We start from the raw sequence: 24,697 nt of genomic DNA on the forward strand, positions 1-24,697 counted from the left end.
CCGCGGGGACATCCGCCCGTACCCGCGGCCTGGGGTCGGCACGACCTTAGGTGGCCGGAAAGCAACGCTGAAGTGTACGTTTCATCCACTCCCCGTGATCGAACTGGATGGAACATCCACCGTGCCGGACCCCCTCGCCCCTTCAGCCCCCTCCCCCGCTCCCCCGACCCCGCCCGTCCCCCTGACGGCGCTCCTGGCCCGGGAGGACCTGGGTCTGCGCCAGATCGCGGGCCCCGACGCCGGGGAGAGCGGCGCTGCCGTCCAGTGGGTGCACACCTCGGAGATGGCGGACCCGTATCCGTACCTCCTGGGCGGCGAGCTGCTGTTGACGGCGGGCGTGCACATCACCGACCCGGCGGGCGCGGGCGTGTACCTCGACGACTATGTGGCGCGGATCGTCGAGGCGGGCGGCGCTGCCCTCGGCTTCGGCGTCGCGCCCGTGCACGACACGGTGCCGCGCGCCCTGGTGACGGCCTGCGACCGCCACGGCCTGCCGCTCCTCGAAGTACCGCCGCGCACGACGTTCAGCGGGGTCGCCCGCGCGGTGTGGCGCCTTGTGGCGGAGGCCAGGCACGCCGAGCTGCGCCGCGTGACCGAGGCACAGCAGGGGCTCGCCACGGCCGCAGCACGCCCCGACCCGGTGCCCGCGGTGCTTCGCCAGCTCGCGGTGCGCCTGGGCGGCTGGGCGGCGCTCTACGCCCCGGACGGCACGGTGCTCCACTCGGCGGGAACAGCGCCGGGAGCAGGGGCGCGGCAGGCGGTGCGCGACCTCTCCGAAGTCGTGCGTCCCTCGGGGCGGCCCGGCCCCGCCCCCGCCTCCGCCACCGACTCCGTGGGCGGCGCCCACCTCACCGCGTACGCGCTGGGCGGCGGGCAGGGGTTCGCGCTCGGGGTCGCCGCCGAGCAGCGCGAGCCGGGGGACCACACGATCACCGGGGTCGCGGTCGTCCTCCTCTCGCTCCTGACCGGCAAGCACCAGGGCGCCGCCGACTCGGTGCGGTCGGCGGCTCTCGTACGGCTGCTGCTCGGCTCGGCGGTCGGCGATGTCGCGCCTCTCCTGGGGGCCGGTGAGTGGACCGTGGTGCACGCGCGCGGGGACACCGGCGACGACCCGGTGGCGCACTCCGTCGCCGCCTCCGCGCTGGCCGCCGCGCTGGGCAGCGGCCTGGTGGACGCGGACGCGGGACAGGGCCTCGTACGGCTGCTGCTCCCCGCCGGCCGTGAGCTCACCGCCGAGCCGGGCTGGACCCTGGGCGCCTCCGCCCCCACCGCCCCCGGGAACCTGCCCGCCGCCGACGCCCAGGCGGACCGTGCCCTGCGCCGCGCCGAGGCCACCCGCGCGCCGCTCGTGCGGCACCGGGAGGGCGGCATCGCGGCCCTGGTGTCGCCCGCCGAGGCCGCGGCCCACGCGCGCGTGCTGCTCGCCCCGCTCGGCGCCGGCGAGGCGCTCACGGAGACCCTGCGCACCTGGCTCTCCCTGCACGGCAGTTGGGACCGCACGGCCACGGCCCTGGGAGTCCACCGCAACACGGTCCGACAGCGGATCACGCGGTGCGGGGCGCTTCTGGAGGCGGACCTGGACGACCCTGACGTCCGCATGGAGCTGTGGTTCGCGCTGGGCCGCGAGAGGTGACGCAGAGCTGCGGAGGGGCGCAACTCACAGGTCCAGGGTTCGGGACTGCCCGCCACCATCCGGTCACCGACGGCAGAATGGGCTTCATGCCGATACCCAGCCGTCCCGCGCTCGTCGATCACCTCGTTCGCTCCCGTATCGCGGGCGATGTCGCCACGCCACGCGAGAACAACCTCAGCCACTACAGGAAGCTCGCGAACGGCGACCGTCACTACTGGCTCGGCCTGGAGCTCGGTGACCGCTGGACCGACGAGCAGGACGTCCTCGCGGTAATGGCCGAGCGGTGCGGTGTGATCGACGACGCCGAGCACCGGCACGGGCAGGACACCATCGACCCGGAGCTGACGGTCGACGCCCTGGAGCGGATGGCGGCGCGCCTCCGTAAGGCCGCGGCCGGCAAGGAGAGGGTCCTTTTCGCCACCGGCCACCCCGGGGGCCTGCTCGACGTGCACCGCGCGACAGCGGCGGCCCTGCGCGCGGCGGGCTGCGAGATCGTCGTCATCCCGGAAGGCCTCACCGCCGACGAGGGCATGGTCTTCCAGTTCGCGGACGTGGCGATGCTGGAGCGTGGCGCGACCCTCTGGCACACGCACTCCCCCGAGCCGATGAACGCGATCCTGGACGGCCTGGAGCGCGCGGGACGCCCGCTGCCCGACCTGGTCGTCGCCGACCACGGGTGGGCCGGCCGGGCGGGCCAGCGCGGTCTCGACTCCATCGGGTACGCGGACTGCAACGACCCGGCGCTGTTCATCGGCGAGGCCGAGGGCACCGTCCAGGTGACGGTCCCGCTGGACGACCACGTCACCAGCCCGCGTTTCTACGACCCCATGACGGCCTACCTGCTGGACGCCGCGGGCCTCACGCCGGCGGCCTGAGTCACGCCGCCGTCCTGAGTCACGGCCACGGGTTGAGCCCTTCCGTGCGCCGCTGGGCGAACCCCGGCGTGGGGTCGAGATAGACCCGTCGTACGCCGGAAAAGCGCTCCCGCAGCCGACGTTCGGCCTGCTCGCAGGCCCACTCGATCTGTGCCGCCGTGGAGGCGTCCCGGAAGTCGACCTTGGCGGCGACCAGCGCCTCACGCGGCCCCTGGAGCAGCGTCGTCAACTCAAGGACGGCCTCGATGTGCTCGGAGGCGAGCAGCACCTCGCGGATCTCCGCGCGCATCGGCCTCGGCAGCGGCCGCCCGATGAGCAGCTGGGCGTTGCTGCGTCCGAGCACCCAGGCGACGTACAGGAGCAGCGCGCCGATGCAGAGCGAGGCCACGCCGTCCCACACGCCGGACCCGGTGAGCTGCCCGCCGAGCAGTCCGCCCGCGGCGAGCACGAGCCCGGCCAGGGCGGCGGAGTCCTCCAGGACGACGGCCTTCACGGCGGTGTCTGGCGTGTGGCGCAGATAGCGCCCGAAGGACGCCCCGAAGCGCGCCGCCTCACCGCGGGCCTGCTTGACGCCGGTGCGCAGCGAGTAGCCCTCCAGGAGGAAGGCGACGGCGAGCACGATGTACGAGATGAGCGGGTCGCCGAGTTCCTCGCCCGCCACCAGGGTGTGGATGCCGTCGTAGACAGAGAAGACGGCGCCGCCGACGAAGGTGGCGACGGCGGCGAGCATCGCCCAGATGTAGCGCTCGGGGCCGTACCCCAGCGGGTGGTCCTCGTCGGCGGGCTTCTCGCTCCGCTTCAGGGCGGTGAGGAGCAGCACCTCGGTGACGGTGTCGGCCAGCGAGTGCGCCGCCTCGGAAAGCATCGCGCTCGACCCGCTGATGACACCGGCGACGGCCTTGGCGACGGCGATCCCGAGATTGGCGACGGCGGCGACGATGACGGTGAAGGTGCTCTCGCCGTTCTCGCCCCCGCCCTCTGACGGCTGCTCAGTCATGTATCGGACGGTATGTCCGATCAGCGGGGAACGCGAACGACGCCTTCCTGGATGACCGTCACCGCGAGCTGCCCGTCCTGGGTCCAGATCCGCGCCTGGCCGAGCCCGCGCCCGCCGGACGACGAGGGGGACTCCTGGTCGTACAGGAGCCACTCGTCGGCCCTGAAGGGGCGGTGGAACCACATCGCGTGGTCGAGCGAGGCGCCGACGACGTCACCGACCGCCCAGCCGCCACGGCCGTGCGCGAGCAGCACCGAGTCGAGCAGCGTCATGTCGGAGACGTACGTGGCGAGGCAGACGTGCAGCAAAGACGCGTCGACACCGCTGTCGAGCTTGCCGTTCGTGCGGAACCACACCTGGGAGCGCGGTTCGCGCGGCTGCCCGACCGTGGCCCAGGGCGGCGCGTCCACATAGCGCAGGTCGACGGCCGCGCGGGCCTCGATCAGGCGCTCGGCGACGTGCGACGGCAGGTGGCGCGGCAGCATCTCCGCGGCGGTGGGGAGGGTCTCCGGGTCCGGGGCGGACGGCATGCCCGTCTGGTGCTCCAGGCCCTCCTCGTCCGTCTGGAAGGACGCGGAGAGGTGGAATATCGGCTGCCCGTGCTGGACGGCGACGACCCGGCGCGTGGTGAAGGAGCGGCCGTCGCGGATCCGGTCGACGGTGTAGACGATGGGCGCGCCCGGGTCCCCCGCGCGCAGGAAGTATGCGTGCAGGGAGTGGGCGGGCCGGTCGGCGGGGACCGTGCGGCCGGCCGCCACCAGCGCCTGGGCGGCCACCTGGCCGCCGAAGACGCGCGGGACGAGGGCCGAACGGCTCACGCCCCGGAATATGTCCTCCTCGATCTGCTCGAGGTCGAGCAGATCGAGGAGTGACTCAAGTGCCTTGTTCATGAATCCAGTTCTACAGGGCGGTCTTTACAGGCCCACTGTTCCTACAGGCCCATGTTCTTGGCGATGATCATCTTCATGACCTCGCTGGTGCCGCCGTAGATGCGGTTGACGCGGTTGTCCGCGTACAGGCGGGCGATGGGGTACTCGTTCATGAAGCCGTAGCCGCCGTGCAGCTGGAGGCACTTGTCGATGACGCGGTGCGCGACCTCGGTGTTGAAGAGCTTCGCGGAAGCGGCCTCGGCGGCGGTCAGCTCACCCGCGTCCAGGGCCTCCAGGGCGCGGTCGGCTACGGCCTCGGCGGCGTCCACCTCGGCCTGGCAGGCGGCCAGCTCGAACTTGGTGTTCTGGAAGGAGGCGACCGTCTTGCCGAAGACCGTGCGGTCCTGGACGTACTCCTTGGCGAACCGGACGGCGGCCTTGGCCTGCGCGTACGCGCCGTAGGCGATGCCCCAGCGCTCGGAGGGGAGGTTGCTTCCGAGGTAGTAGAAGCCCTTGTTCTCCTCGCCGAGGAGGTCCTCGACGGGGACCTTGACGTCGACGAACGCGAGCTCGGCGGTGTCGGAGGTCTTCAGGCCGAGCTTGTCCAGCTTGCGGCCGATGGAGTAGCCCTCGGACTTGGTGTCCACGGCGAAGAGGGAGATGCCGTAGCGGCGGTCCTCGGCGGTGGGCGCCGACGTACGGGCGCAGACGATCACGCGGTCGGCGTGCACGCCGCCGGTGATGAAGGTCTTGGAGCCGTTGAGGACGTAGTGCGTGCCGTCCTCGGAGAGCTTGGCCGTGCTCTTCATGCCCGCGAGGTCGGAGCCGGTGCCCGGCTCGGTCATCGCCAGGGCCCACATCTCCTCGGCGGAGACGAACTTCTCCAGGTAGCGCTTCTTCTGCTCGTCGGTGGCGAGCGCCTTGATGTAGGGCAGGGCGAGCAGCACGTGGACGCCGGAGCCGCCGAAGGTGACGCCCGCGCGGGCGGTCTCCTCGTACTGGATGGCCTCGAACTTGTGGGTGTCCAGGCCCGCGCCGCCGAACTCCTCGGGGACGTTGATGCCGAACAGGCCGAGCTCGGCCAGCTTGTAGTAGAACTCGCGCGGCACCTGACCCGCGGCGAACCACTCCTCGTGGACCGGGACGACCTCGGCCTCGATGAAGGCGCGCAGGGTCTCCCGGAACGCCTCGTGGTCCTCATTGAAAACGGTACGGCGCACGGAAAACTCCCTCTGCTACGACGGCCCCAGCGGCTCACTGTGGTCCAAGCACGGACTAAGCGCTTGCTCAGAACAACGTTACCCGTCGGTCACCGGACCGTCCAGAGAGAAGTCCTGTCGCTCCCGTCACGCCACCGCCGACGCGAAGGCCCCGCGCGCGAGCCCGTGCAGCAGCTGGGCCATGGCGCTGCGGCTGGGCAGCGCGTCGCGGCGGCTCAGGTGCGGCGTGGAGTTGAGCAGCCCGAAGACCGCGTGCACACAGACGCGGGCGGCGTTCTCCGCGAGATCCGGATAGACCTTGCGCACGACGTCGACCCAGATCTCCACGTACTGCCGCTGGAGCTGGCGGACCAGCTTGCGGTCGGTGTCCCGCAGGCGGTCGAGTTCCCGGTCGTGCAGCGTGATCAGGGAACGGTCGTCGAGGGCGAAGTCGATGTGCCCCTCGATGAGCGCGTCGAGCACTCGCTCCGGCGGTCCGTCCGTGTCGGCCACGCACCGCTTCCCGCCGGTCAGGAGCTGTCCGCTGATGCCGACGAGCAGCTCGGCGAGCATCGCGTCCTTGCCCGCGAAGTGGCGGTAGAGGCCGGGCCCGCTGATGCCGACGGCAGCCCCTATCTCGTCCACTCCTACTCCATGGAAGCCGCGCTCGGCGAAGAGCCTGGCGGCTTCCCTGAGGATCTGCTCGCGACGGGTGGGGGCGTCGGTTCTGGTGGCCATGGAATCAATTCTAGACAGGGCGGTTAGCGGTCGTTAACCTGTTGGAAACGCGTTAACGCTCATTAACCGAGCAAGGGGGCTCGACTGATGCTGCAGGCACCGGTGCTGACGAGCGCGGCTGATCCCGCGTCCGAGGCATGGCGGACGAACGAGGCGGCGCACACCGCCCTCGTCGACGACCTGCGGGCCAAGCTCGCGGCGGCACGGCTCGGCGGTGGCGAGCGGGCCCGGGCCCGCCATGTCGCGCGCGGCAAGCTGCTGCCCCGCGACCGCGTGGACGCCCTGCTCGACCCCGGCTCGCCCTTCCTGGAGCTGGCACCCCTCGCGGCAGACGGTCTGTACGGCGGGGACGCGCCGGCCGCCGGGGTCATCGCCGGCATCGGCCGGGTCTCCGGGCGCACCTGCGTGATCGTCGCCAATGACGCCACCGTCAAGGGCGGCACGTATTACCCCATGACGGTGAAGAAGCACCTGCGCGCCCAGGAGGTCGCGCTGGAGAACCGCCTCCCCTGTCTGTATCTGGTGGACTCGGGCGGCGCCTTCCTGCCCATGCAGGACGACGTCTTCCCGGACCGCGAGCACTTCGGGCGGATCTTCTACAACCAGGCGCGGATGTCCGGTGCGGGCGTCCCGCAGATCGCGGCCGTGCTCGGCTCGTGCACGGCGGGCGGGGCGTACGTCCCCGCGATGAGCGACGAAGCGGTGATCGTCCGCAATCAGGGGACGATCTTCCTCGGCGGACCGCCCCTGGTGAAGGCCGCGACCGGCGAGGTCGTGACGGCCGAGGAGCTGGGCGGCGGCGAGGTCCACTCCCGGGTCTCCGGCGTGACGGACCACCTCGCCGAGGACGACGCGCACGCGCTGCGGATCGTGCGCACGATCGTCTCCACGCTCCCCGAGCGCGGCGAACTCCCGTGGTCGGTCCGGACGGTCGAGGAGCCGAAGGTCGACCCCCTCGGGCTCTACGGGGCGGTGCCGACGGACTCCCGCACCCCCTATGACGTCCGCGAGGTCATCGCGCGCGTGGTCGACGGCTCGCGCTTCGCCGAGTTCAAGGCGGAGTACGGCCAGACGCTCGTGACCGGCTTCGCCCACGTGCACGGCCACCCGGTCGGCATCATCGCGAACAACGGCATCCTGTTCTCCGAGTCCGCCCAGAAGGGCGCCCACTTCATCGAGCTGTGCGACCAGCGCGGCATCCCCCTCGTCTTCCTGCAGAACATCTCCGGCTTCATGGTCGGCCGGGACTACGAGGCGGGTGGCATCGCCAAGCACGGCGCCAAGATGGTGACGGCGGTGGCCTGCACGCGCGTGCCGAAGCTGACGGTCGTCATCGGCGGTTCGTACGGCGCGGGGAACTACTCGATGTGCGGCCGGGCCTACTCCCCCCGCTTCCTGTGGATGTGGCCGAACGCCAAGATCTCCGTGATGGGCGGCGAGCAGGCCGCGTCGGTCCTCGCGACCGTCAAGCGCGACCAGTTGGAGGCGCGGGGCGAGGAGTGGTCGGCGCAGGACGAGGAGGCCTTCAAGGCCCCGGTCCGCGCTCAGTACGAGGAGCAGGGCAGCGCCTATTACGCCACGGCACGGCTGTGGGACGACGGCGTGATCGACCCGATGGAGACCCGGCAGGTCCTCGGCCTCGCCCTGACCGCCTGCGCCGAGGCCCCGTTGGGCGAGCCCGGCTTCGGCGTCTTCCGGATGTGAGGGGCGGACGATGAGCGACTTCCAGCAAGGGACCATCCCGGGGAGAGGGACGATGTTCGACACGGTTCTGGTCGCCAACAGGGGCGAGATCGCGGTCCGCGTCATCCGGACGCTGCGCGCCCTCGGCGTGCGCTCCGTCGCCGTCTTCAGCGACGCGGACGCGGACGCCCGGCATGTGCGGGAGGCCGACACTGCCGTGCGCCTGGGCCCGGCTCCGGCCGCCGAGAGCTATCTCTCGGCAGAGCGGCTCCTGGAGGCGGCGGCCCGCAGCGGCGCCCAGGCCGTCCACCCGGGCTATGGCTTCCTCGCCGAGAACGCGCAGTTCGCGCAGGCCTGCGCGGACGCCGGCCTGGTCTTCATCGGGCCGCCCGCATCGGCGATCGACCTGATGGGCGACAAGATCCGCGCCAAGGAGACGGTCAAGGCGGCCGGGGTCCCGGTGGTCCCCGGCTCCTCGGGCAGCGGCCTGACCGACGCGCAACTGGCCGACGCCGCACGCGAGATCGGCATGCCGGTGCTGCTCAAGCCGTCGGCGGGCGGTGGCGGCAAGGGCATGCGGCTCGTGCGGGACGCCTCGCTGCTCGCGGACGAGATCGCCGCCGCGCGGCGCGAGGCACGCTCCTCCTTCGGTGACGACACGCTGCTCGTGGAGCGCTGGATCGACCGCCCCCGGCACATCGAGATCCAGGTACTCGCGGACGGCCACGGGAACGTGATCCACCTCGGGGAGCGCGAGTGCTCGCTCCAGCGCCGCCACCAGAAGATCATCGAGGAGGCGCCCAGCATCCTGCTCGACGAGGCCACGCGCGCGTCGATGGGCGAGGCGGCGGTCCAGGCGGCACGCTCCTGCGGCTACGCGGGCGCGGGCACGGTGGAGTTCATCGTCCCGGGCAAGGACCCGGCGTCGTACTACTTCATGGAGATGAACACCCGCCTCCAGGTGGAGCACCCGGTGACGGAGCTGATCACCGGCCTCGACCTGGTGGAGTGGCAGCTGCGGGTCGCCGCGGGCGAGGAACTCCCGTACGGGCAGCAGGACATCACGCTGACGGGCCACGCGATCGAGGCCCGCGTCTGCGCGGAGGACCCTTCCCGCGGCTTCCTGCCGTCCGGTGGGACCGTCCTCGCCCTGCGCGAGCCGCAGGGCGACGGCGTGCGCACGGACTCCGGCCTGAGCGAGGGCACGGAGGTCGGGAGTCTGTACGACCCGATGCTGTCGAAGGTCATCGCGTACGGCCCCGACCGTCCGACCGCCCTGCGCAAGCTGCGGGCCGCGCTCGCGGAGACGGTCACCCTGGGCGTGCCGACCAACGCGGGGTTCCTGCGGCGCCTCCTCGCCCACCCGGCGGTGGTCTCCGGAGAGCTGGACACCGGCCTCGTGGAGCGCGAGGCGGACGGCCTCGTCCCCGAAGGGGTGCCCGTCGAGGTGTACGAGGCGGCGGCAGCCGTCCGCACCGCCGCCCTAGAACCCACCGGTGCCGGCTGGCGGGACCCCTTCTCGGCCCCGAGCAGCTGGCGCCTCGGCGGCACTCCCGCCCCGCTGACGCACGACCTGCGCGTGCCCGGACACGAGCCCGTGGCGCACATCGCCGGCCAGGGCCCGCGCACCGTGCAGCCCGACTGCGTCACGGTGCACGTGGACGGCGTCGCCCACACCTTCCACCGCGCCGCCGACTGGCTCGGCAGGGACGGCGACGCCTGGCACGTCCAGGACCACGACCCCGTGGCGGCGAGCCTGACCGGCGCCGCCCACAGCGGGGCCGACGCCCTTACCGCGCCCATGCCCGGCACGGTCACGGTCGTCAAGGTGTCCACCGGCGATCACGTGACCCAGGGGCAGAGCCTCCTGGTGGTGGAGGCGATGAAGATGGAGCACGTCATCTCCGCCCCGCACGCGGGCACCGTCAGCGAGCTCGACGTCACACCGGGCTCGACCGTCGCCATGGACCAGGTCCTGGCCGTGGTGATCCCCGACGAGGCCGAGGGAGACACGGAATGACCACCGACGCACGGACGGGCGGCCTCCCCATGACCGTCCCCTCCCCGTCCCTCCCGCCCCGCGTCCGTATCTACGAGGTGGGCGCACGGGACGGCCTGCAGAACGAGAAGGCGGTCGTCCCCACCGAGATCAAGGCGGAGTTCATCCGCCGTCTCGCCGCCGCGGGCCTCACCACCGTCGAGGCCACCAGCTTCGTGCACCCCAAATGGGTGCCCCAACTGGCCGACTCCGAGCAGCTGTTCCCCCTGGTGGGCGACCTGGAACGGGACGGGGTGGCACAGCTCCCCGTCCTGGTGCCGAACGACCGGGGCCTCGACCGCGCTCTGGCGCTCGGCGTCCGCGGCGTCGCCGTCTTCGTCAGCGCCACGGAGTCCTTCGCCAAGGCCAATCTGAACCGCACGATGGCCGAGGCGCTCGCCATGTCGGAGCCGGTCGTGGCCCGCGCCCGCGAGCAGGACGTGCGGGTGCGCGGCTATCTCTCCATGTGCTTCGGCGACCCGTGGGAGGGCCCGGTGCCCGTCGCCCAGGTCGTCCGCACCGCGAAGGCCCTCCTCGACATGGGCTGTGACGAGCTGAGCCTCGGCGACACCATCGGCGTGGCCACCCCCGGCCATGTCCTGGCCCTGCTCGCCGGGTTGAACGAGGCGGGTGTGCCGACGGACCGGATCGGCGTGCACTTCCACGACACGTACGGCCAGGCGCTCTCCAACACCCTGACCGCTCTGCAGCACGGCGTGCGCACGGTCGACTCGTCGGCGGGCGGCCTCGGCGGCTGTCCGTACGCGAAGAGCGCCACCGGCAACCTCGCCACCGAAGACCTCGTATGGATGCTCGACGGCCTCGGCATCGAGACCGGCGTCGATCTCGGCAAGCTCACCGCCACCAGCGCGTGGATGGCCGAGCAACTGGGCCGACCCAGCCCCTCCCGCACCGTCCGTGCCCTGACGGGCACCTCCCACCAGGAGCAGTGAAGAACGATGGACCACCGTCTGTCCCCTGAGCACGAGGAACTCCGCCGCACCGTCGAGGAGTTCGCGCACGAGGTGGTCGCCCCGAAGATCGGCGACCTGTACGAGCGGCACGAGTTTCCGTACGAGATCGTCCGCGAGATGGGCCGCATGGGCCTGTTCGGCCTGCCCTTCCCCGAGGAGTACGGCGGCATGGGCGGCGACTATCTCGCCCTGGGCATCGCGCTCGAAGAGCTGGCGCGGGTCGACTCCTCGGTGGCGATCACCCTGGAGGCGGGCGTCTCGCTCGGCGCCATGCCGATCCACCTCTTCGGCACGGACGCGCAGAAGCAGGAGTGGCTGCCGCGGCTCTGTTCCGGTGAACTCCTGGGCGCCTTCGGCCTGACCGAGCCGGACGGCGGGTCGGACGCGGGCGGCACCCGCACGACCGCGGTGCTCGACGGCGACGAGTGGGTGATCAACGGCTCCAAGTGCTTCATCACCAACTCCGGCACGGACATCACGGGCCTGGTCACGGTCACCGCCGTCACGGGCCGCAAGCCGGACGGCCGTCCGCTCATCTCCTCGATCATCGTGCCGTCCGGGACGCCCGGGTTCACGGTCGCCGCCCCGTACTCGAAGGTCGGCTGGAACGCCTCGGACACCCGCGAGCTGTCCTTCGCGGACGTCCGGGTGCCCGCGGAGAACCTCCTCGGTGAAGAGGGCCGCGGGTACGCCCAGTTCCTCCGCATCCTCGACGAGGGCCGGGTCGCGATCTCCGCGCTCGCGACGGGCCTCGCACAGGGCTGCGTCGACGAGTCCGTGAAGTACGCCAAGGAGCGGCACGCCTTCGGCAAGCCGATCGGGGCGAATCAGGCGATCCAGTTCAAGATCGCCGACATGGAGATGCGGGCGCACATGGCCCGGGTCGGCTGGCGGGACGCGGCGTCGCGCCTCGTCGGCGGCGAGTCCTTCAAGAAGGAGGCGGCGATCGCGAAGCTCTACTCCTCCACGGTCGCCGTCGACAACGCACGCGAGGCCACCCAGATCCACGGGGGGTACGGCTTCATGAACGAGTATCCGGTGGCCCGCATGTGGCGGGACTCCAAGATCCTGGAGATCGGCGAGGGCACCAGCGAGGTGCAGCGCATGCTGATCGCCAGGGAGCTGGGATTCGCGGGATAACCACGCCCGCGTCGGGGAAGGCGCCCGCGGGGGCCACTGGACAGCACCTTAGGTTAGGTTAACCTAAGCGCTAGTTCCGGCCAGTGGCCCCACCGTGCCGCCGTCCTCACGAAAGCAGAGACCCTCATGCCCCACTCCCGCCTCCCCCAGCCCTCCCGCCGCGGCCTTCTCGCCGCAGGCGGAGCCCTCGGCCTGACGGCCCTGCTGGCAGCCTGCGGAGACGAGAAGAAGGACAACTCGGGCGCTGCGGACTCCGGCGACTCCGGCCCCTGGAGCTTCAAGGACGACCGGGGCACGACCGCCAAGGCCAAGGGCACCCCGAAGAACATCGTCGCCTTCACCGGCGTCGCCGCCGCCCTCTTCGACTACGGCATCGAGGTCAAGGGCGTCTTCGGTCCGACGAAGACCAAGGACGGCAAGGCCGACGTCCAGGCCGGCGACATGGACGTCAGCAAGGTGACGATCCTCGGCAATGAGTGGGGCAAGTTCAACATCGAGAAGTACGCGAGCCTGGCCCCCGACCTCCTCGTCTCCACGATGTTCGACGACGCGGGCACGCTCTGGTCCGTCCCGGAGGAGAGCAAGGACAAGATTCTCAAGCTCGCCCCGAGCGTCGGCGTCAGTGTCTACGACCGCAAGATGACCGAGCCCCTCCAGCGTCTGCTCGCGCTCGCCGAGTCGCTCGGCGCGGACGTGAAGGCCGAGAAGGTCGTCAAGGCGAAGAAGCGCTTCGAGGCCGCGGCCGAGCGGCTGCGCAAGGTCGCCAAGGCGAACAAGGACATCAAGGTCCTCGTCGGCTCGGCGAGCCAGGACATCTTCTACGTCTCCGGGACGAACCTCTCCGCGGACCTGGAGTACTTCAAGTCCCTCGGCGTGAACTTCGTCGAGCCGTCCGTGGCCGCCAAGAAGGCGAGCGGCGGCTGGTTCGAGAACCTGAGCTGGGAGAACGTCAACAAGCACGACGCGGACATCATCATGATGGACAACCGCACGGCCACCATCCAGCCCGCCGACATCGAGGAGCCGACCTGGGCGAAGCTGCCCGCGGTCAAGGCCGGGCAGGTCATCCCCCGCGTCACCGAGCCCATTTACTCGTACGACAAGTGCGCCCCGATCCTCGAGGACCTCGCCGACGCGATCGAGAAGGCGAAGAAGGTCAGCTGACCCTCCCCGGGACCGACTGACCCGCTTCTCCGAACGCCCCGCACCACAGCCCTCTCCGCATTCCGGAGAGGGCTGTTCCGTTTTTCTGGCTCTTTGTGACCGCAGGGACCCCCTGGGTTTAACCACAGGGGTAGTTAGGTTAGGCTTACCTCACTTCCCCCAAGTCCCCTCACCCAGAGGAAGTTCATGCGCTCGCACCTGCTCAACGACACCACCGCGGAGCGTTACCGCAGCTCCGTGACCGAAGGAGTCGAGCGGGTGGCGGCCAGAATCGCCACCACCTCACGCCCCTTTACCGGCGTCTCCGTCGAAGACCTCGCGCCCCGCATCGAGGCCGTCGACCTGGACGAGCCCCTGCACGACACCATCGCCGCCCTGGACGAGCTCGACGAGCTCTACCTGCGCGACGCCGTGTACTTCCACCACCCCCGCTACCTCGCGCACCTCAACTGCCCGGTCGTCATCCCGGCCGTGCTCGGCGAGGCGGTGCTGTCCGCGGTCAACTCTTCCCTCGACACGTGGGATCAATCCGCGGGCGGCACACTGATCGAGCGCCGTCTCATCGACTGGACGGCCGAACGCATCGGGCTCGGCCCGGCCGCCGACGGCGTGTTCACCAGCGGCGGCTCACAGTCCAACCTCCAGGCCATGCTGCTCGCCCGCGAGGAAGCCGCCAAGGCCGGAAAGCCGGCCTCCGAGCTGCGCATCTTCGCCTCCGAGGTCGGCCACTTCAGCATCCAGAAAGCCGCGACGCTGCTCGGCCTCGGCGAGGACGCCGTGATCGTCGTCCCCACCGATCACAACAAGCGCATGCAGACCGTGGCGCTCGCCCGCGAGCTGGAGCGCTGCCGCGACAACGGCCTCACCCCCATGGCGGTCGTCGCCACCGCCGGCACCACCGACTTCGGCTCCATCGACCCGCTCCCCGAGATCGCCGAGCTCTGCGAGCAGTACGGCACCTGGATGCACGTCGACGCGGCGTACGGCTGCGGTCTGCTCGCCTCGCGCAAGAACCGTCACCTCATCGACGGCATCGACCGCGCCGACTCCGTGACCGTCGACTACCACAAGTCCTTCTTCCAGCCGGTGAGTTCCTCCGCCGTCCTGGTGCGGGACCGCACGACGCTGAGCCACGCGACCTACCACGCGGAGTACCTCAACCCGCGCCGCATGGTGCAGGAGCGCATCCCCAACCAGGTCGACAAGTCCCTGCAGACCACCCGCCGCTTCGACGCCCTCAAGCTGTGGATGACGCTGCGCGTGATGGGCGCCGACGCCATCGGCGAGCTCTTCGACTCCGTCTGCGACATGGCGGACGAGGGCTGGCAGCTGCTTGCCGCCGACCCCCGCTACGACGTCGTCGTGGAGCCCCAGCTCTCCACGCTCGTCTTCCGCTACATCCCCGGGTCGATCTGCGACCCGTCCGCCATCGACCGCGCCAACCTGTACGCCCGCAAGGCCCTGTTCGCCTCCGGTGACGCCGTCGTCGCGGGCACCAAGGTCGGCGAACGCCAGTACCTCAAGTTCACCCTGCTCAACCCCGAGACCACGGTCGCCGACATCACGGCCGTCCTCGATCTGATCGCCGGCCACGCCGAGCAGTACCTGGGAGAGACCCTTGACCGCGCTTCCTGATCACCGACAGCCACTGGAACCGATGGAACCACTGGACTTCATCGGCATCGGTCTCGGCCCCTTCAACCTCGGCCTCGCCTGCCTGACCGAACCCATCGACGAGCTCAGCGGCCTCTTCCTGGAGTCCAAGCCGGACTTCGAGTGGCACTCGGGCATGTTCCTGGAGGGCGCACACCTCCAGACCCCGTTCATGTCGGACCTCGTCACCCTCGCGGACCCGACGTCCCCCTACTCCTTCCTCAACTACCTGAAGGAAGCGGGGCGGTTGTACTCCTTCTACATCCGCGAGAACTTCTATCCGCTGCGCACCGAGTACAACGACTACTGCCGCTGGGCCGCCGCGAAGCTCTCCTCGGTCCGCTTCAGCACGACGGTGACCGAGGTGACGTACGAGGACGATCTGTACGTCGTCCACACCTCCACCGGCGACACCCTGCGCGCCCGCCACCTCGTCCTCGGGACCGGCACCCCGCCGCACATCCCCGAGTCGTGCGCGGGCCTCGGCGGCGACTTCATCCACAACTCCCGCTATCTGCAGTCCAAGCGGGAGCTCCAGAAGAAGGAGTCGATCACGCTCGTCGGCAGCGGCCAGTCCGCCGCCGAGATCTACCAGGACCTCCTGAGCGAGATCGACGTCCACGGCTACCAGCTCAACTGGGTCACGCGCTCCCCGCGCTTCTTCCCCCTCGAATACACCAAGCTGACGCTGGAGATGACCTCCCCGGAGTACGTCGACTACTTCCACGCACTGCCGGAAGCGACCCGCTACCGCCTCCAGGAACAGCAGAAGACGCTCTTCAAGGGCATCGACGGCGACCTGATCAACGAGATATTCGACCTGCTCTACCAGAAGAACCTCGCCGGCCCGGTGCCGACGCGACTGCTCACCAACTCCTCGCTGCAGAGCGCCCGCCACGAGAACGGCACGTACACGCTCGGCCTGCACCAGGACGAGCAGGGCAAGGACTTCGAGCTGGAGTCCGAGGGCCTGATCCTGGCCACCGGCTACCAGTACGTCACGCCCGACTTCCTGGAGCCCGTGCGCGACCGCATCCGCTGGGACGGCCGCGGCCGCTTCGAGGTCGCCCGCAACTACTCCATCGACACCACGGGCCGCGGCATCTTCCTCCAGAACGGTGCCGTGCACAGCCACTCGCTGACCAGCCCCGACCTGGGCATGGGCCCGTACCGCAACGCGTACATCATCGGTGAGCTGCTCGGCGCGGAGTACTACCCCGTCGAGAAGTCCATCGCGTTCCAGGAGTTCGCCGTATGAGCAACCCGAGCACGAATCCAGACCTCACCCTCCGCCCGCTCGACCCGCTGAAGGACGCCGAGCTCCTGCACGGCTGGGTGACCCACCCCAAGGCCACGTTCTGGATGATGCAGGACGCGACGCTGCCGGACGTCGAGCGCGAGTACATGGCCATCGCCGCCCACGAGCACCACGACGCGTTCATCGGCCTGCACAAAGGCGTCCCCGCCTTCCTGATGGAGCGCTACGACCCCCGGTACGTCGAGCTCGTCGGCCTCTACGAGCCGCAGCCCGGCGACGTGGGCATGCACTTCCTCACCGCGCCCTCCGACGTGCGCATCCCCGGCTTCACCCGGGACGTGATCACCAAGGTCATGGCGACGCTCTTCGAGGACCCGGCGACCGCGCGCGTCGTCGTCGAGCCCGACGTCGACAACAAGGCCGTGCACGCCCTCAACGAAGCCGTCGGGTTCCGCGCCTCCGATGTCATCCAGAAGCCGGAGAAGAAGGCCCTGCTGAGCTTCTGCACCCGGGAACAGTTCGACACAGCAGTACGCGAAAGGGAATCGGCGATATGACCCTGTCCGACGCAACGGCGCACCTCTCCCCCGAGCGCTGGGAGCAGGCCAACCGCCTCCTCATCCGCAAAGCCATCGCCGAGTTCTCCCACGAGCGACTCTTCACCCCGGAGCCGCTCGGCGAGGACAAATACGTCATCCGCAGCGACGACGCCCTGACCCGCTACCGCTTCACCGCCAAGCGGCTGCGCCTGGACCACTGGCAGGTCGACGCCGACTCGATCTCCCGGCACCGCGACGGCACCGAACTCCCGCTCAACGCGCTGGACTTCTTCATCGAGCTGCGCACGGCGCTGGGCCTGAGCGACGAGATCCTGCCGGTCTACCTGGAGGAGATCTCCTCCACCCTCTCCGGCACCTGCTACAAACTGACCAAGCCCGCGATCCCCTCCGCCGAGCTCTCCCGCTCCGGCTTCCAGGAGATCGAGACGGGCATGACCGAGGGCCACCCCTGCTTCGTCGCCAACAACGGCCGGCTCGGCTTCGGCGTGCACGAGTACCTCTCGTACGCCCCCGAGACCGCGAGCCCCGTACGGCTCGTGTGGCTGGCCGCGAGCAAGGAGCGGGCCGCGTTCACGGCGGGCGCCGGCATCGAGTACGAGTCGTTCCTGCGGGCCGAGCTGGGCCAGGAGACCCTGGACCGCTTCGACCGCAAACTGCGTGAGCAGAGCCTGGACCCGGACGACTACCTGCTCATCCCGGCCCACCCCTGGCAGTGGTGGAACAAACTCTCCGTGACCTTCGCGGCCGAGGTCGCCCAGCGGCATCTTGTCTGCCTGGGCGAGGGCGACGACGAGTATCTGGCCCAGCAGTCGATCCGTACGTTCTTCAACAAGAGCGAGCCGGCCAAGCACTACGTCAAAACGGCCCTATCGGTCATCAACATGGGCTTCATGCGCGGGCTCTCGGCCGCGTACATGGAGGCGACCCCGGCGATCAACGACTGGCTCGCGAACCTCATCGACACCGACGAGACCCTGAAGTCGACCGGCCTGACGATCATCCGCGAGCGCGCGGCCGTCGGCTATCGCCACCTGGAGTACGAGGCCGCCACCGACCGCTACTCCCCGTACCGCAAAATGCTCGCGGCCCTGTGGCGCGAGAGCCCCGTCCCCTCCCTCGCCGAGGGCGAGCAACTGGCCACCATGGCCTCGCTGCTGCACACCGACCTGGAGGGCGCGTCCTTCGCGGGCGCCCTCATCGAGCGCTCCGGGCTCACGCCCACCGAGTGGCTGCGCGGCTACCTGCACGCCTACCTGACGCCGCTCCTTCACAGCTTCTACATGTACGACCTCGTCTACATGCCGCACGGCGAGAACGTAATCCTGGTCCTCAAGGACGGCGTCGTACAGCGGGCGATCTTCAAGGACATCGCCGAGGAGATCGCGGTCATGGACCCGGACGCGGTCCTTCCGCCCGCGGTCGAGCGGCTGCGGGTCGAGGTCCCCGACGACCAGAAGCTCCTGTCGATCTTCACGGACGTCTTCGACTGCTTCCTCCGCTTCCTGTCCGCGAACCTCGTCACCGAGGGCCTGGTGGACGAGGAGACGTTCTGGGGCGCCGTCGCCGAGTGCGTGACGACGTACCAGGAGGCCACACCTCAGCTGGCCGACAAGTTCAAGCAGTACGACATGTTCGCCCCGGAGTTCGCGCGCTCCTGCCTGAACCGGCTCCAGCTGCGGGACAACGAACAGATGGTGGACCTCGCCGACCCGGCGGGCGCGCTCCAGCTGATCGGGACGCTGAAGAACCCGATCGCGTAGAGCCCATGAACCAGGTGGGGCTCGGGAGACGGTCCTCCCGAGCCCCACCTTCGTACGTGCTGTCCTACTTGCCGGGCCAAGGCACGTCCGGCGCCTTGTAGTACCCGATGCCGAGCGCGTCCCAGCGCGGCCCCTGCTGGGCGAGCCGCACCTTGTACGTGTCCCAGTCGTGCGTCGACGCGGGCGACCAGCCGAGCTCCGCGATGCCGGGCAGGCGCGGGAACGCCATGAACTCGATGTGCTGCGAGGTCGAGAGCGTCTCCGACCACAGCGGCGCCTCGACACCCAGGATCGAGTCCGCGGGCGCGCCCTTCAGGTACGTCGCCGGGTCCCAGTCGTAGCTGCGCTGCACCGAGACCAGGCCCGCCCAGGAGAGGCCGAGCGGGGTGTCCTTGTTGTACTTCATGTCGAGGTAGGAGCGGTCGGCCGGCGAGAGGAGCAGCTTGGTGCCGTTCTTCGCGGCGTTCACGACCTGCTCGCGCTCGGCGGCGCCGGTGGCGTCATAACCCCAGTACTGCGCGACGGCGCCCTTGGCGGGCGTGGCGCCGGTCAGTTGATGCCAGCCCATGACGGTCTTGCCGTACTTGGCGACGACGGGCTGCACCTTGTTCATGAACTCCACGTAGTCCTCGTGGCTCGTGGAGTGCGCCTCGTCACCGCCGATGTGGATGTACTTGCCGGGAGTCAGCGCGGCGATCTCGCGGATGACGTCGTCCACGAAGTCGTACGTCACCGCCTTCTTGGCGCACAGCGAGCTGAAGCCGACCTCGGTGCCGGTGTAGAGCGGGGGCGCGACGCCGTCGCAGTTCAGCTCGGCGTACGAGGCGAGCGCCGCGTTCGTGTGGCCCGGCATGTCGATCTCGGGGATCACTTCGAGCTGCCGTGATGCCGCGTACTTGACGATGTCCTTGTACTGGGCCTTGGTGTAGTAACCGCCCTTGCCGCCGCCGACCTGCGTGGAGCCGCCGTACGTCGCGAGCCGGGGCCAGGAGTCGATGGCGATGCGCCAGCCCTGGTCGTCGCTCAGGTGCAGGTGCAGCTTGTTGACCTTGTAGAGCGACATCTGGTCGATGTAGCGCTTGACCTTGTCGACCGAGAAGAAGTGCCGCGAGACGTCGAGCATCGCGCTGCGGTGCGCGTAGCGGGGCGCGTCCTTGATGGTGCCGCCCGCGACCAGCCAGGGGCCCTTCTGCTTCGTCTCCTTCTCGGCGGCCGCGGGCAGTTGCTGCCGCAGCGTCTGCACGCCGTAGAAGAGCCCGGCGGGCTTGCGGGCCGTGATGGTGAGCGAGCCCTTCCTGGACTCGAGCCGGTAGCCCTCGTTGCCCAGGGACTTGTCCTTGGAGCTCAGCCGGAGCCGGATGCCGTCGCGGCCCTCGTCGTCGGTGACCTTCAGGGAGTAACCGGTGGAGGGGCGCAGGACGTCCGCCAGATAGCCGCCGATCCCGCGCGCGTCACGCGAGTCGTCGACCCGGATGCGGGTCTTGGCAGTGATCGCGTACGGGGATCCGCCCGGGTCGGCGGACACGGGGGCCGGGATCACCTGGCCGAGCGGGGTCGGCGTGGTGGCGGCGGCCGCGTCCCGCGCCGCGCTGTCACCGACGGGCGCGGCGGCCACGGACGAGAAGCCGGCCGCGGCGACGAGCAGCAACGAGCCGAACAGGCGGGTCGATCTGTGGTGCTGTCTCACGAGCGGGTCCCTTCGACGGGCCATCACTGTGGTGCATCGCAATCGAACGGTCACCATGGGTACCTTGCGCCCCGGGGCGGGTCAAGGGTGTAGACCACTTCGGCCGCCCGCCAATGGAAGAATCCTCGCATGGCGGAAATCATCCAGCGCGACGGGACCTGGACCTTCGACGGAGAGACGCTGCGCCTGGTGCCGGGACGCGACAAGAACGTGTCTCTGCTGCGCAAGGCGCTGGGAGAACTGGCCGTGCCGCTCGGCGCGTTGGCGGGCATCGCCTTCGAACAGGGCAAGAAGTCGGGGCGCCTGAGGCTGCGGCTGCGGGACGGCGCCGACCCGTTGCTGCAGGCCGCGGGGGGCAAGCTCGGGGACGCCGCCGACCCGTATCAGCTCGCGGTGGACTCGGACCGCTACGGGGTCGCGGAGTACGTCGTGGACGAGGTCCGCAACGCGCTGCTGCTCGAGCAGGTGCCGACCGTGCCCTGCGACAGCTATCTGCTGCCGGGTCCCTCGGTGCCGCTTTCGGTCTCGGCGGGGGACGGCACGGCCAGCTTCGACGGCGAGACCATCCGCCTGGAGTGGAACTGGAAGACGGAGGAGGCGAAGTCGGCGTCCGGTACGCGCACGCTGTCCCTCTCCGAGGTCGCGGCGGTGGAGTGGCAGCCCGCGGTGGGCCTGGAGAACGGCTACCTCCGCTTCACCGTCCGGCATGCGCCGACCAAGGCCCCGCCGAAGTACGACCCGAACTCGGTCGAGCTGTGGGGCTTCAAGAAGGACCCGCTGATGGCGCTGGTCGCTGCCGCCGTGCAGGTGCGGTTGCCCCATCCGGCCGGGGTGCCGGGCCTCGCGCCGGCGCCGGAGGCCCCGGCCGCCCTGACGACGGCTGCCGCGCCCGCTCCGACGGAAGACGATCATGACGCCCTGCTGCGGCGGCTTCGTGAGCTGGGTGAGCTGCACAAGGCCGGGATACTCACGGAGGAGGAGTTCACCGTGGCCAAGCAGGCGATCCTGAAGCGGATGTAAGCCGTCGGGGCCAGTTTTCGACGCATCCCTGCCCGATACCGGGCAGGATTGTTGCACGCGCGGGGCTCTTCCTTCAGGATCAACGAATGCACGACGACCTGGTGGATCACCTGACCCGCAGCACCCCGCTCCAGCGGGGCGAAGCGCTGCGGGTCATCCAGGACGTGCTCGCCTACTTCGACGAGACGACCGAAGACTTCGTCCGTCGCCGCCACCGCGAACTGCAAGGTCAGGGCCTGCTGAACGCGGCGATCTTCGAACAGATCTCGGCGGATCTCACATACCGCGCGGTCGCGCCGCCCGAGCTCACCCTCCGGCAGCTGCGTCGCATCATCTACGGCTAGGACACCCTCTATGTGCGGAATCGTCGGTTATATCGGCAAGCGTGACGTGGCCCCCCTCCTCCTCGAAGGCCTCCAGCGCCTGGAGTACCGCGGCTACGACTCCGCGGGCGTCGTCATCACCAGCCCCAAGACCGCCGGCCTGAAGATGGTCAAGGCCAAGGGCCGCGTCCGTGACCTCGAGGCGAAGGTGCCCGCCCGCTTCAAGGGCACCACCGGCATCGCCCACACCCGCTGGGCCACCCACGGCGCCCCGTCCGACGAGAACGCCCACCCGCACATGTCGGGCGACAACAAGGTCGCCGTCGTCCACAACGGCATCATCGACAACGCCTCCGAGCTGCGCGCCAAGCTGACCGCCGACGGCGTCGAGTTCCTCTCCGAGACGGACACCGAGGTCCTCACCCACCTCATCGCCCGCGCTCAGGCGGACAAGCTGGAGGACAAGGTCCGCGAGGCCCTGCGCCACGTCGAGGGCACGTACGGCATCGCCGTCCTGCACGCCGACTTCAACGACCGCATCGTGGTCGCCCGCAACGGCTCCCCCGTGGTCCTCGGCATCGGCGAGAAGGAGATGTTCGTCGCCTCGGACGTCGCCGCGCTCGTCTCGCACACCCGCCAGGTCGTCACCCTCGACGACGGCGAGATGGCCACCATCAAGGCCGACGACTACCGCACGTACACGACCGAGGGCTCCCGCACGACCGCCTCGCCGACCACCGTGGAGTGGGAGGCCGAGTCGTACGACATGGGCGGCCACGACACGTACATGCACAAGGAGATCTTCGAGCAGCCCGACGCGGTGGACCGCGTCCTGCGCGGCCGCATCGACGACCGCTTCTCCACCGTGCACCTGGGCGGCCTGAACCTGGACGCGCACGACGCCCGCAAGGTGCGCCGCGTCAAGATCCTCGGCTGCGGCACCTCGTACCACGCGGGCATGATCGGCGCCCAGATGATCGAGGAGCTGGCCCGCATCCCCGCCGACGCGGAGCCCGCGTCCGAGTTCCGCTACCGCAACGCGGTCGTGGACCCCGACACCCTCTACATCGCGGTCTCCCAGTCCGGCGAGACCTACGACGTGCTTGCCGCCGTCCAGGAGCTGAAGCGCAAGGGCGCCCGCGTCCTCGGCGTCGTGAACGTCGTCGGCTCGGCGATCGCCCGTGAGGCCGACGCGGGCGTGTACGTCCACGCGGGCCCGGAGGTCTGCGTCGTCTCCACCAAGTGCTTCACGAACACCACGGTCGCCTTCGGCCTGCTCGCCCTGCACCTGGGCCGCATCCGTGACCTGTCGGTCTCCGACGGCAAGCGGATCATCGAGGGCCTGCGCAAGCTGCCCGGCCAGATCTCGGAGATCCTCAAGCAGGAGGACGAGATCAAGAAGATCGCCAAGCAATACGCGGACGCCCGCTCGATGCTCTTCATCGGGCGCGTGCGCGGCTACCCCGTCGCCCGCGAGGCCTCCCTCAAGCTCAAGGAGGTCTCGTACATCCACGCCGAGGCCTACCCCGCCTCCGAGCTCAAGCACGGCCCCCTCGCGCTCATCGAGCCCGCGCTCCCCACGGTCGCGATCGTCCCGAACGACGACCTCCTGGAGAAGAACCGCGCCGCCCTGGAGGAGATCAAGGCCCGCAGCGGCAAGATCCTCGCGGTCGCGCACCAGGAGCAGGAGAAGGCCGACCAGACGATCCTCGTCCCGAAGAACGAGGACGAGCTCGACCCGATCCTGATGGGCATTCCGCTCCAACTCCTCGCCTACCACACGGCGCTGGCCCTGGGCCGCGACATCGACAAGCCGCGCAACCTGGCCAAGTCGGTCACCGTCGAGTAGTCGGAACACCCTCCACACATGAACGACCCCTCGCGCGTGCCACCAAGCGTGCGAGGGGTCGTTCTTCAGGGGCCAGGGGCGCCCATTCCCCCGACCCACGCCTGCCCAAGCCGGTAGCCGTCACTCCCCGGTCGGCAGGTGGTCGTGCCCCTGTATGTACCCTTCACAAGGACACAAAGCACCTCTACGCACGAGTAGATTTATCTACACGGCAAGGGAGTTGACGCCTCGCCACCCGCACCTCACCTGGGACGCAGGGCCGTCAAGGAATGACCACGACGGGGCGTTGCGCACGGCGCGCGAGCCGGCCCGCGACCGAGCCGAAGATGCGCCCCACGATCCCGTGCGTCGATCCGACGACGATGGCGTCCGCGGAGTACTCCCGGCCGACCTCTTCGAGCTCGTGGCAGATGTCGCCGCCGCGCTCGACCAAAATCCACGGCACCTCGGCCAGGTAGTCCGCACAGGCCAGCTCCAGACCGAGCACTTCCGTGCGGTGATCCGGTACGTCGACGAAGACCGGTGGCTCACAGCCCGCCCACACCGTGGTGGGGAGCCGGTTGGCGACATGCACGATGATCAGGCCCGAGCCCGAGCGATGGGCCATCCCGATCGCGTACGAGAGAGCGCGTTCACTGGAGGTCGAGCCGTCGAATCCGACGACGACCCCGTGCCGGAAGGCCGGATCGCAGGAATGACGTGGTTGTTCCGCCGCCTGGGGGATCGCCGTGGAATCGGCGACCTGCCGCTTGCGGTCCGCTGGTTCGGAGAATTCGTGACCGGCCATGGGTGTCTCGGCGAAGGAGTCCTCTGTGGGAGGGTCGGCTCTGTTCGGGTCGTGCGGCTCAATGGGGAGTGGAGCTGTGTCCGGGAATCATCTTCCCAACCCCATACCCCCAAGGGTACGGCGACACTCCTCTCCTGCCCAGAGCTTGCTGTCGGCCCTGCGGGAGCCTCACGGCGTTCACCGGAGCATGCATGAGCGGCGCCCGTATGGCAATGGTTGCTGCCTCGTACAGGCGGTTTGGGCACCCACCCGTGGGGCTGTCGTCGGCCACAAGGATCACGCCAGTGACCGGCCGCGCGACCACGCGTTGAACCTCGGTACGCCACCGCCACAGGGAGCCCGCCGTGCCTGGACCGCCGCCAGTGTCCTCACGAGTCACGACGACCTCACGAGCCACGACGCCCCCACGCGTCACGACGCAGGGCCACCGACGCCTACCCGAGGGGGCGCGTGAGCGCCCGCGCGGGGGCGTCCCGGCACCACGCGCCGA

General features: G+C 69.9%; 20 protein-coding genes. 14 read left to right on the top strand and 6 right to left on the bottom strand.

Annotation, left to right across the window (positions count from 1 at the left end; translation table 11 throughout):
* Positions 1 to 103: 103 nt before the first annotated feature.
* Positions 104 to 1,633, top strand: coding sequence for a PucR family transcriptional regulator (locus AB0I66_RS31240; RefSeq protein ID WP_363211560.1), 1,530 nt, complete (start codon positions 104 to 106; stop codon positions 1,631 to 1,633).
* A 77-nt stretch (positions 1,634 to 1,710) separates the two neighbouring features.
* A complete protein-coding gene (locus AB0I66_RS31245; protein WP_363211319.1) occupies positions 1,711 to 2,508 on the top strand; it encodes a phosphatase in 798 nt (265 codons plus the stop codon).
* Between the two features lie 19 nt (positions 2,509 to 2,527).
* Here the strand turns inward: AB0I66_RS31245 and AB0I66_RS31250 are convergent, their stop codons facing one another.
* From AB0I66_RS31250 to AB0I66_RS31265, 4 genes are all read right to left on the bottom strand, one after another.
* A complete protein-coding gene (locus tag AB0I66_RS31250; protein WP_363211320.1) occupies positions 2,528 to 3,505 on the bottom strand; it encodes a cation diffusion facilitator family transporter in 978 nt (325 codons plus the stop codon).
* A gap of 20 nt (positions 3,506 to 3,525) precedes the next feature.
* Positions 3,526 to 4,395 carry an acyl-CoA thioesterase II gene (locus tag AB0I66_RS31255; protein WP_363211321.1) on the bottom strand — a complete coding sequence of 290 codons (870 nt, stop codon included), beginning with the start codon at positions 4,393 to 4,395 and terminating at the stop codon, positions 3,526 to 3,528.
* A 41-nt stretch (positions 4,396 to 4,436) separates the two neighbouring features.
* Entirely contained in the window at positions 4,437 to 5,594 is a 1,158-nt protein-coding gene (locus AB0I66_RS31260; RefSeq protein ID WP_190080337.1) for an acyl-CoA dehydrogenase family protein, read from the bottom strand.
* Positions 5,595 to 5,720: 126 nt separating this feature from the next.
* A complete protein-coding gene (locus AB0I66_RS31265; RefSeq protein WP_363211322.1) occupies positions 5,721 to 6,311 on the bottom strand; it encodes a TetR/AcrR family transcriptional regulator in 591 nt (196 codons plus the stop codon).
* Positions 6,312 to 6,398: 87 nt separating this feature from the next.
* Here AB0I66_RS31265 and AB0I66_RS31270 point away from each other — a divergent pair, with 87 nt between their 5' ends.
* From AB0I66_RS31270 to AB0I66_RS31310, 9 genes are all read left to right on the top strand, one after another.
* A complete protein-coding gene (locus tag AB0I66_RS31270; protein WP_363211323.1) occupies positions 6,399 to 8,015 on the top strand; it encodes a carboxyl transferase domain-containing protein in 1,617 nt (538 codons plus the stop codon).
* Positions 8,016 to 8,067: 52 nt separating this feature from the next.
* Positions 8,068 to 10,014 (top strand): acetyl/propionyl/methylcrotonyl-CoA carboxylase subunit alpha, encoded by a 1,947-nt coding sequence (locus tag AB0I66_RS31275; RefSeq protein WP_363211324.1) that lies wholly within the window; start codon positions 8,068 to 8,070, stop codon positions 10,012 to 10,014.
* Positions 10,011 to 10,985, top strand: a complete 975-nt coding sequence (locus tag AB0I66_RS31280; RefSeq protein WP_363211325.1) for a hydroxymethylglutaryl-CoA lyase — start codon at positions 10,011 to 10,013, stop codon at positions 10,983 to 10,985. Before AB0I66_RS31275 ends, AB0I66_RS31280 begins: the two co-directional genes overlap by 4 nt.
* A gap of 6 nt (positions 10,986 to 10,991) precedes the next feature.
* A complete protein-coding gene (locus tag AB0I66_RS31285) occupies positions 10,992 to 12,146 on the top strand; it encodes an acyl-CoA dehydrogenase family protein (RefSeq protein ID WP_363211326.1) in 1,155 nt (384 codons plus the stop codon).
* 126 nt (positions 12,147 to 12,272) lie between these two features.
* Positions 12,273 to 13,310: an ABC transporter substrate-binding protein gene (locus tag AB0I66_RS31290; protein WP_363211327.1), complete on the top strand. Its 1,038-nt coding sequence runs from the start codon at positions 12,273 to 12,275 to the stop codon at positions 13,308 to 13,310.
* Between the two features lie 186 nt (positions 13,311 to 13,496).
* A complete protein-coding gene (locus AB0I66_RS31295; protein WP_363211328.1) occupies positions 13,497 to 14,945 on the top strand; it encodes an aspartate aminotransferase family protein in 1,449 nt (482 codons plus the stop codon).
* 22 nt (positions 14,946 to 14,967) lie between these two features.
* Positions 14,968 to 16,221: a lysine N(6)-hydroxylase/L-ornithine N(5)-oxygenase family protein gene (locus AB0I66_RS31300; RefSeq protein WP_363211329.1), complete on the top strand. Its 1,254-nt coding sequence runs from the start codon at positions 14,968 to 14,970 to the stop codon at positions 16,219 to 16,221.
* On the top strand, positions 16,218 to 16,778 hold the full coding sequence (locus tag AB0I66_RS31305; RefSeq protein ID WP_363211330.1) for a GNAT family N-acetyltransferase: 561 nt from the start codon (positions 16,218 to 16,220) through the stop codon (positions 16,776 to 16,778). Before AB0I66_RS31300 ends, AB0I66_RS31305 begins: the two co-directional genes overlap by 4 nt.
* Positions 16,775 to 18,541, top strand: a complete 1,767-nt coding sequence (locus AB0I66_RS31310; protein ID WP_363211331.1) for an IucA/IucC family siderophore biosynthesis protein — start codon at positions 16,775 to 16,777, stop codon at positions 18,539 to 18,541. Before AB0I66_RS31305 ends, AB0I66_RS31310 begins: the two co-directional genes overlap by 4 nt.
* Before the next feature lie 64 nt (positions 18,542 to 18,605).
* Here AB0I66_RS31310 and AB0I66_RS31315 read toward each other — a convergent pair whose 3' ends face one another.
* Entirely contained in the window at positions 18,606 to 20,228 is a 1,623-nt protein-coding gene (locus AB0I66_RS31315; protein ID WP_363211332.1) for a beta-N-acetylhexosaminidase, read from the bottom strand.
* Between the two features lie 129 nt (positions 20,229 to 20,357).
* Between AB0I66_RS31315 and AB0I66_RS31320 the strand changes: the two genes are divergently transcribed.
* The 3 genes from AB0I66_RS31320 to glmS all read left to right on the top strand — a co-directional run bounded on the left by AB0I66_RS31320 (position 20,358) and on the right by glmS (position 23,420).
* Positions 20,358 to 21,248, top strand: a complete 891-nt coding sequence (locus tag AB0I66_RS31320) for a DUF4429 domain-containing protein (RefSeq protein WP_363211333.1) — start codon at positions 20,358 to 20,360, stop codon at positions 21,246 to 21,248.
* An 86-nt stretch (positions 21,249 to 21,334) separates the two neighbouring features.
* The gene (locus AB0I66_RS31325; RefSeq protein ID WP_363211334.1) at positions 21,335 to 21,592 is read left to right on the top strand and encodes a hypothetical protein; all 258 of its coding nucleotides are present in this window, start codon (positions 21,335 to 21,337) and stop codon (positions 21,590 to 21,592) included.
* 10 nt (positions 21,593 to 21,602) lie between these two features.
* Positions 21,603 to 23,420, top strand: coding sequence for a glutamine--fructose-6-phosphate transaminase (isomerizing) (glmS, locus tag AB0I66_RS31330; RefSeq protein ID WP_363211335.1), 1,818 nt, complete (start codon positions 21,603 to 21,605; stop codon positions 23,418 to 23,420).
* A gap of 262 nt (positions 23,421 to 23,682) precedes the next feature.
* On the opposite strand, the gene AB0I66_RS31335 is transcribed toward glmS, so the two are convergent.
* Positions 23,683 to 24,207 carry a universal stress protein gene (locus AB0I66_RS31335; RefSeq protein ID WP_363211336.1) on the bottom strand — a complete coding sequence of 175 codons (525 nt, stop codon included), beginning with the start codon at positions 24,205 to 24,207 and terminating at the stop codon, positions 23,683 to 23,685.
* Between the last annotated feature and the right edge of the window lie 490 nt (positions 24,208 to 24,697).

Source organism: Streptomyces sp. NPDC050439, from assembly GCF_040655335.1.
Taxonomy (GTDB): Bacteria; Actinomycetota; Actinomycetes; order Streptomycetales; family Streptomycetaceae; genus Streptomyces.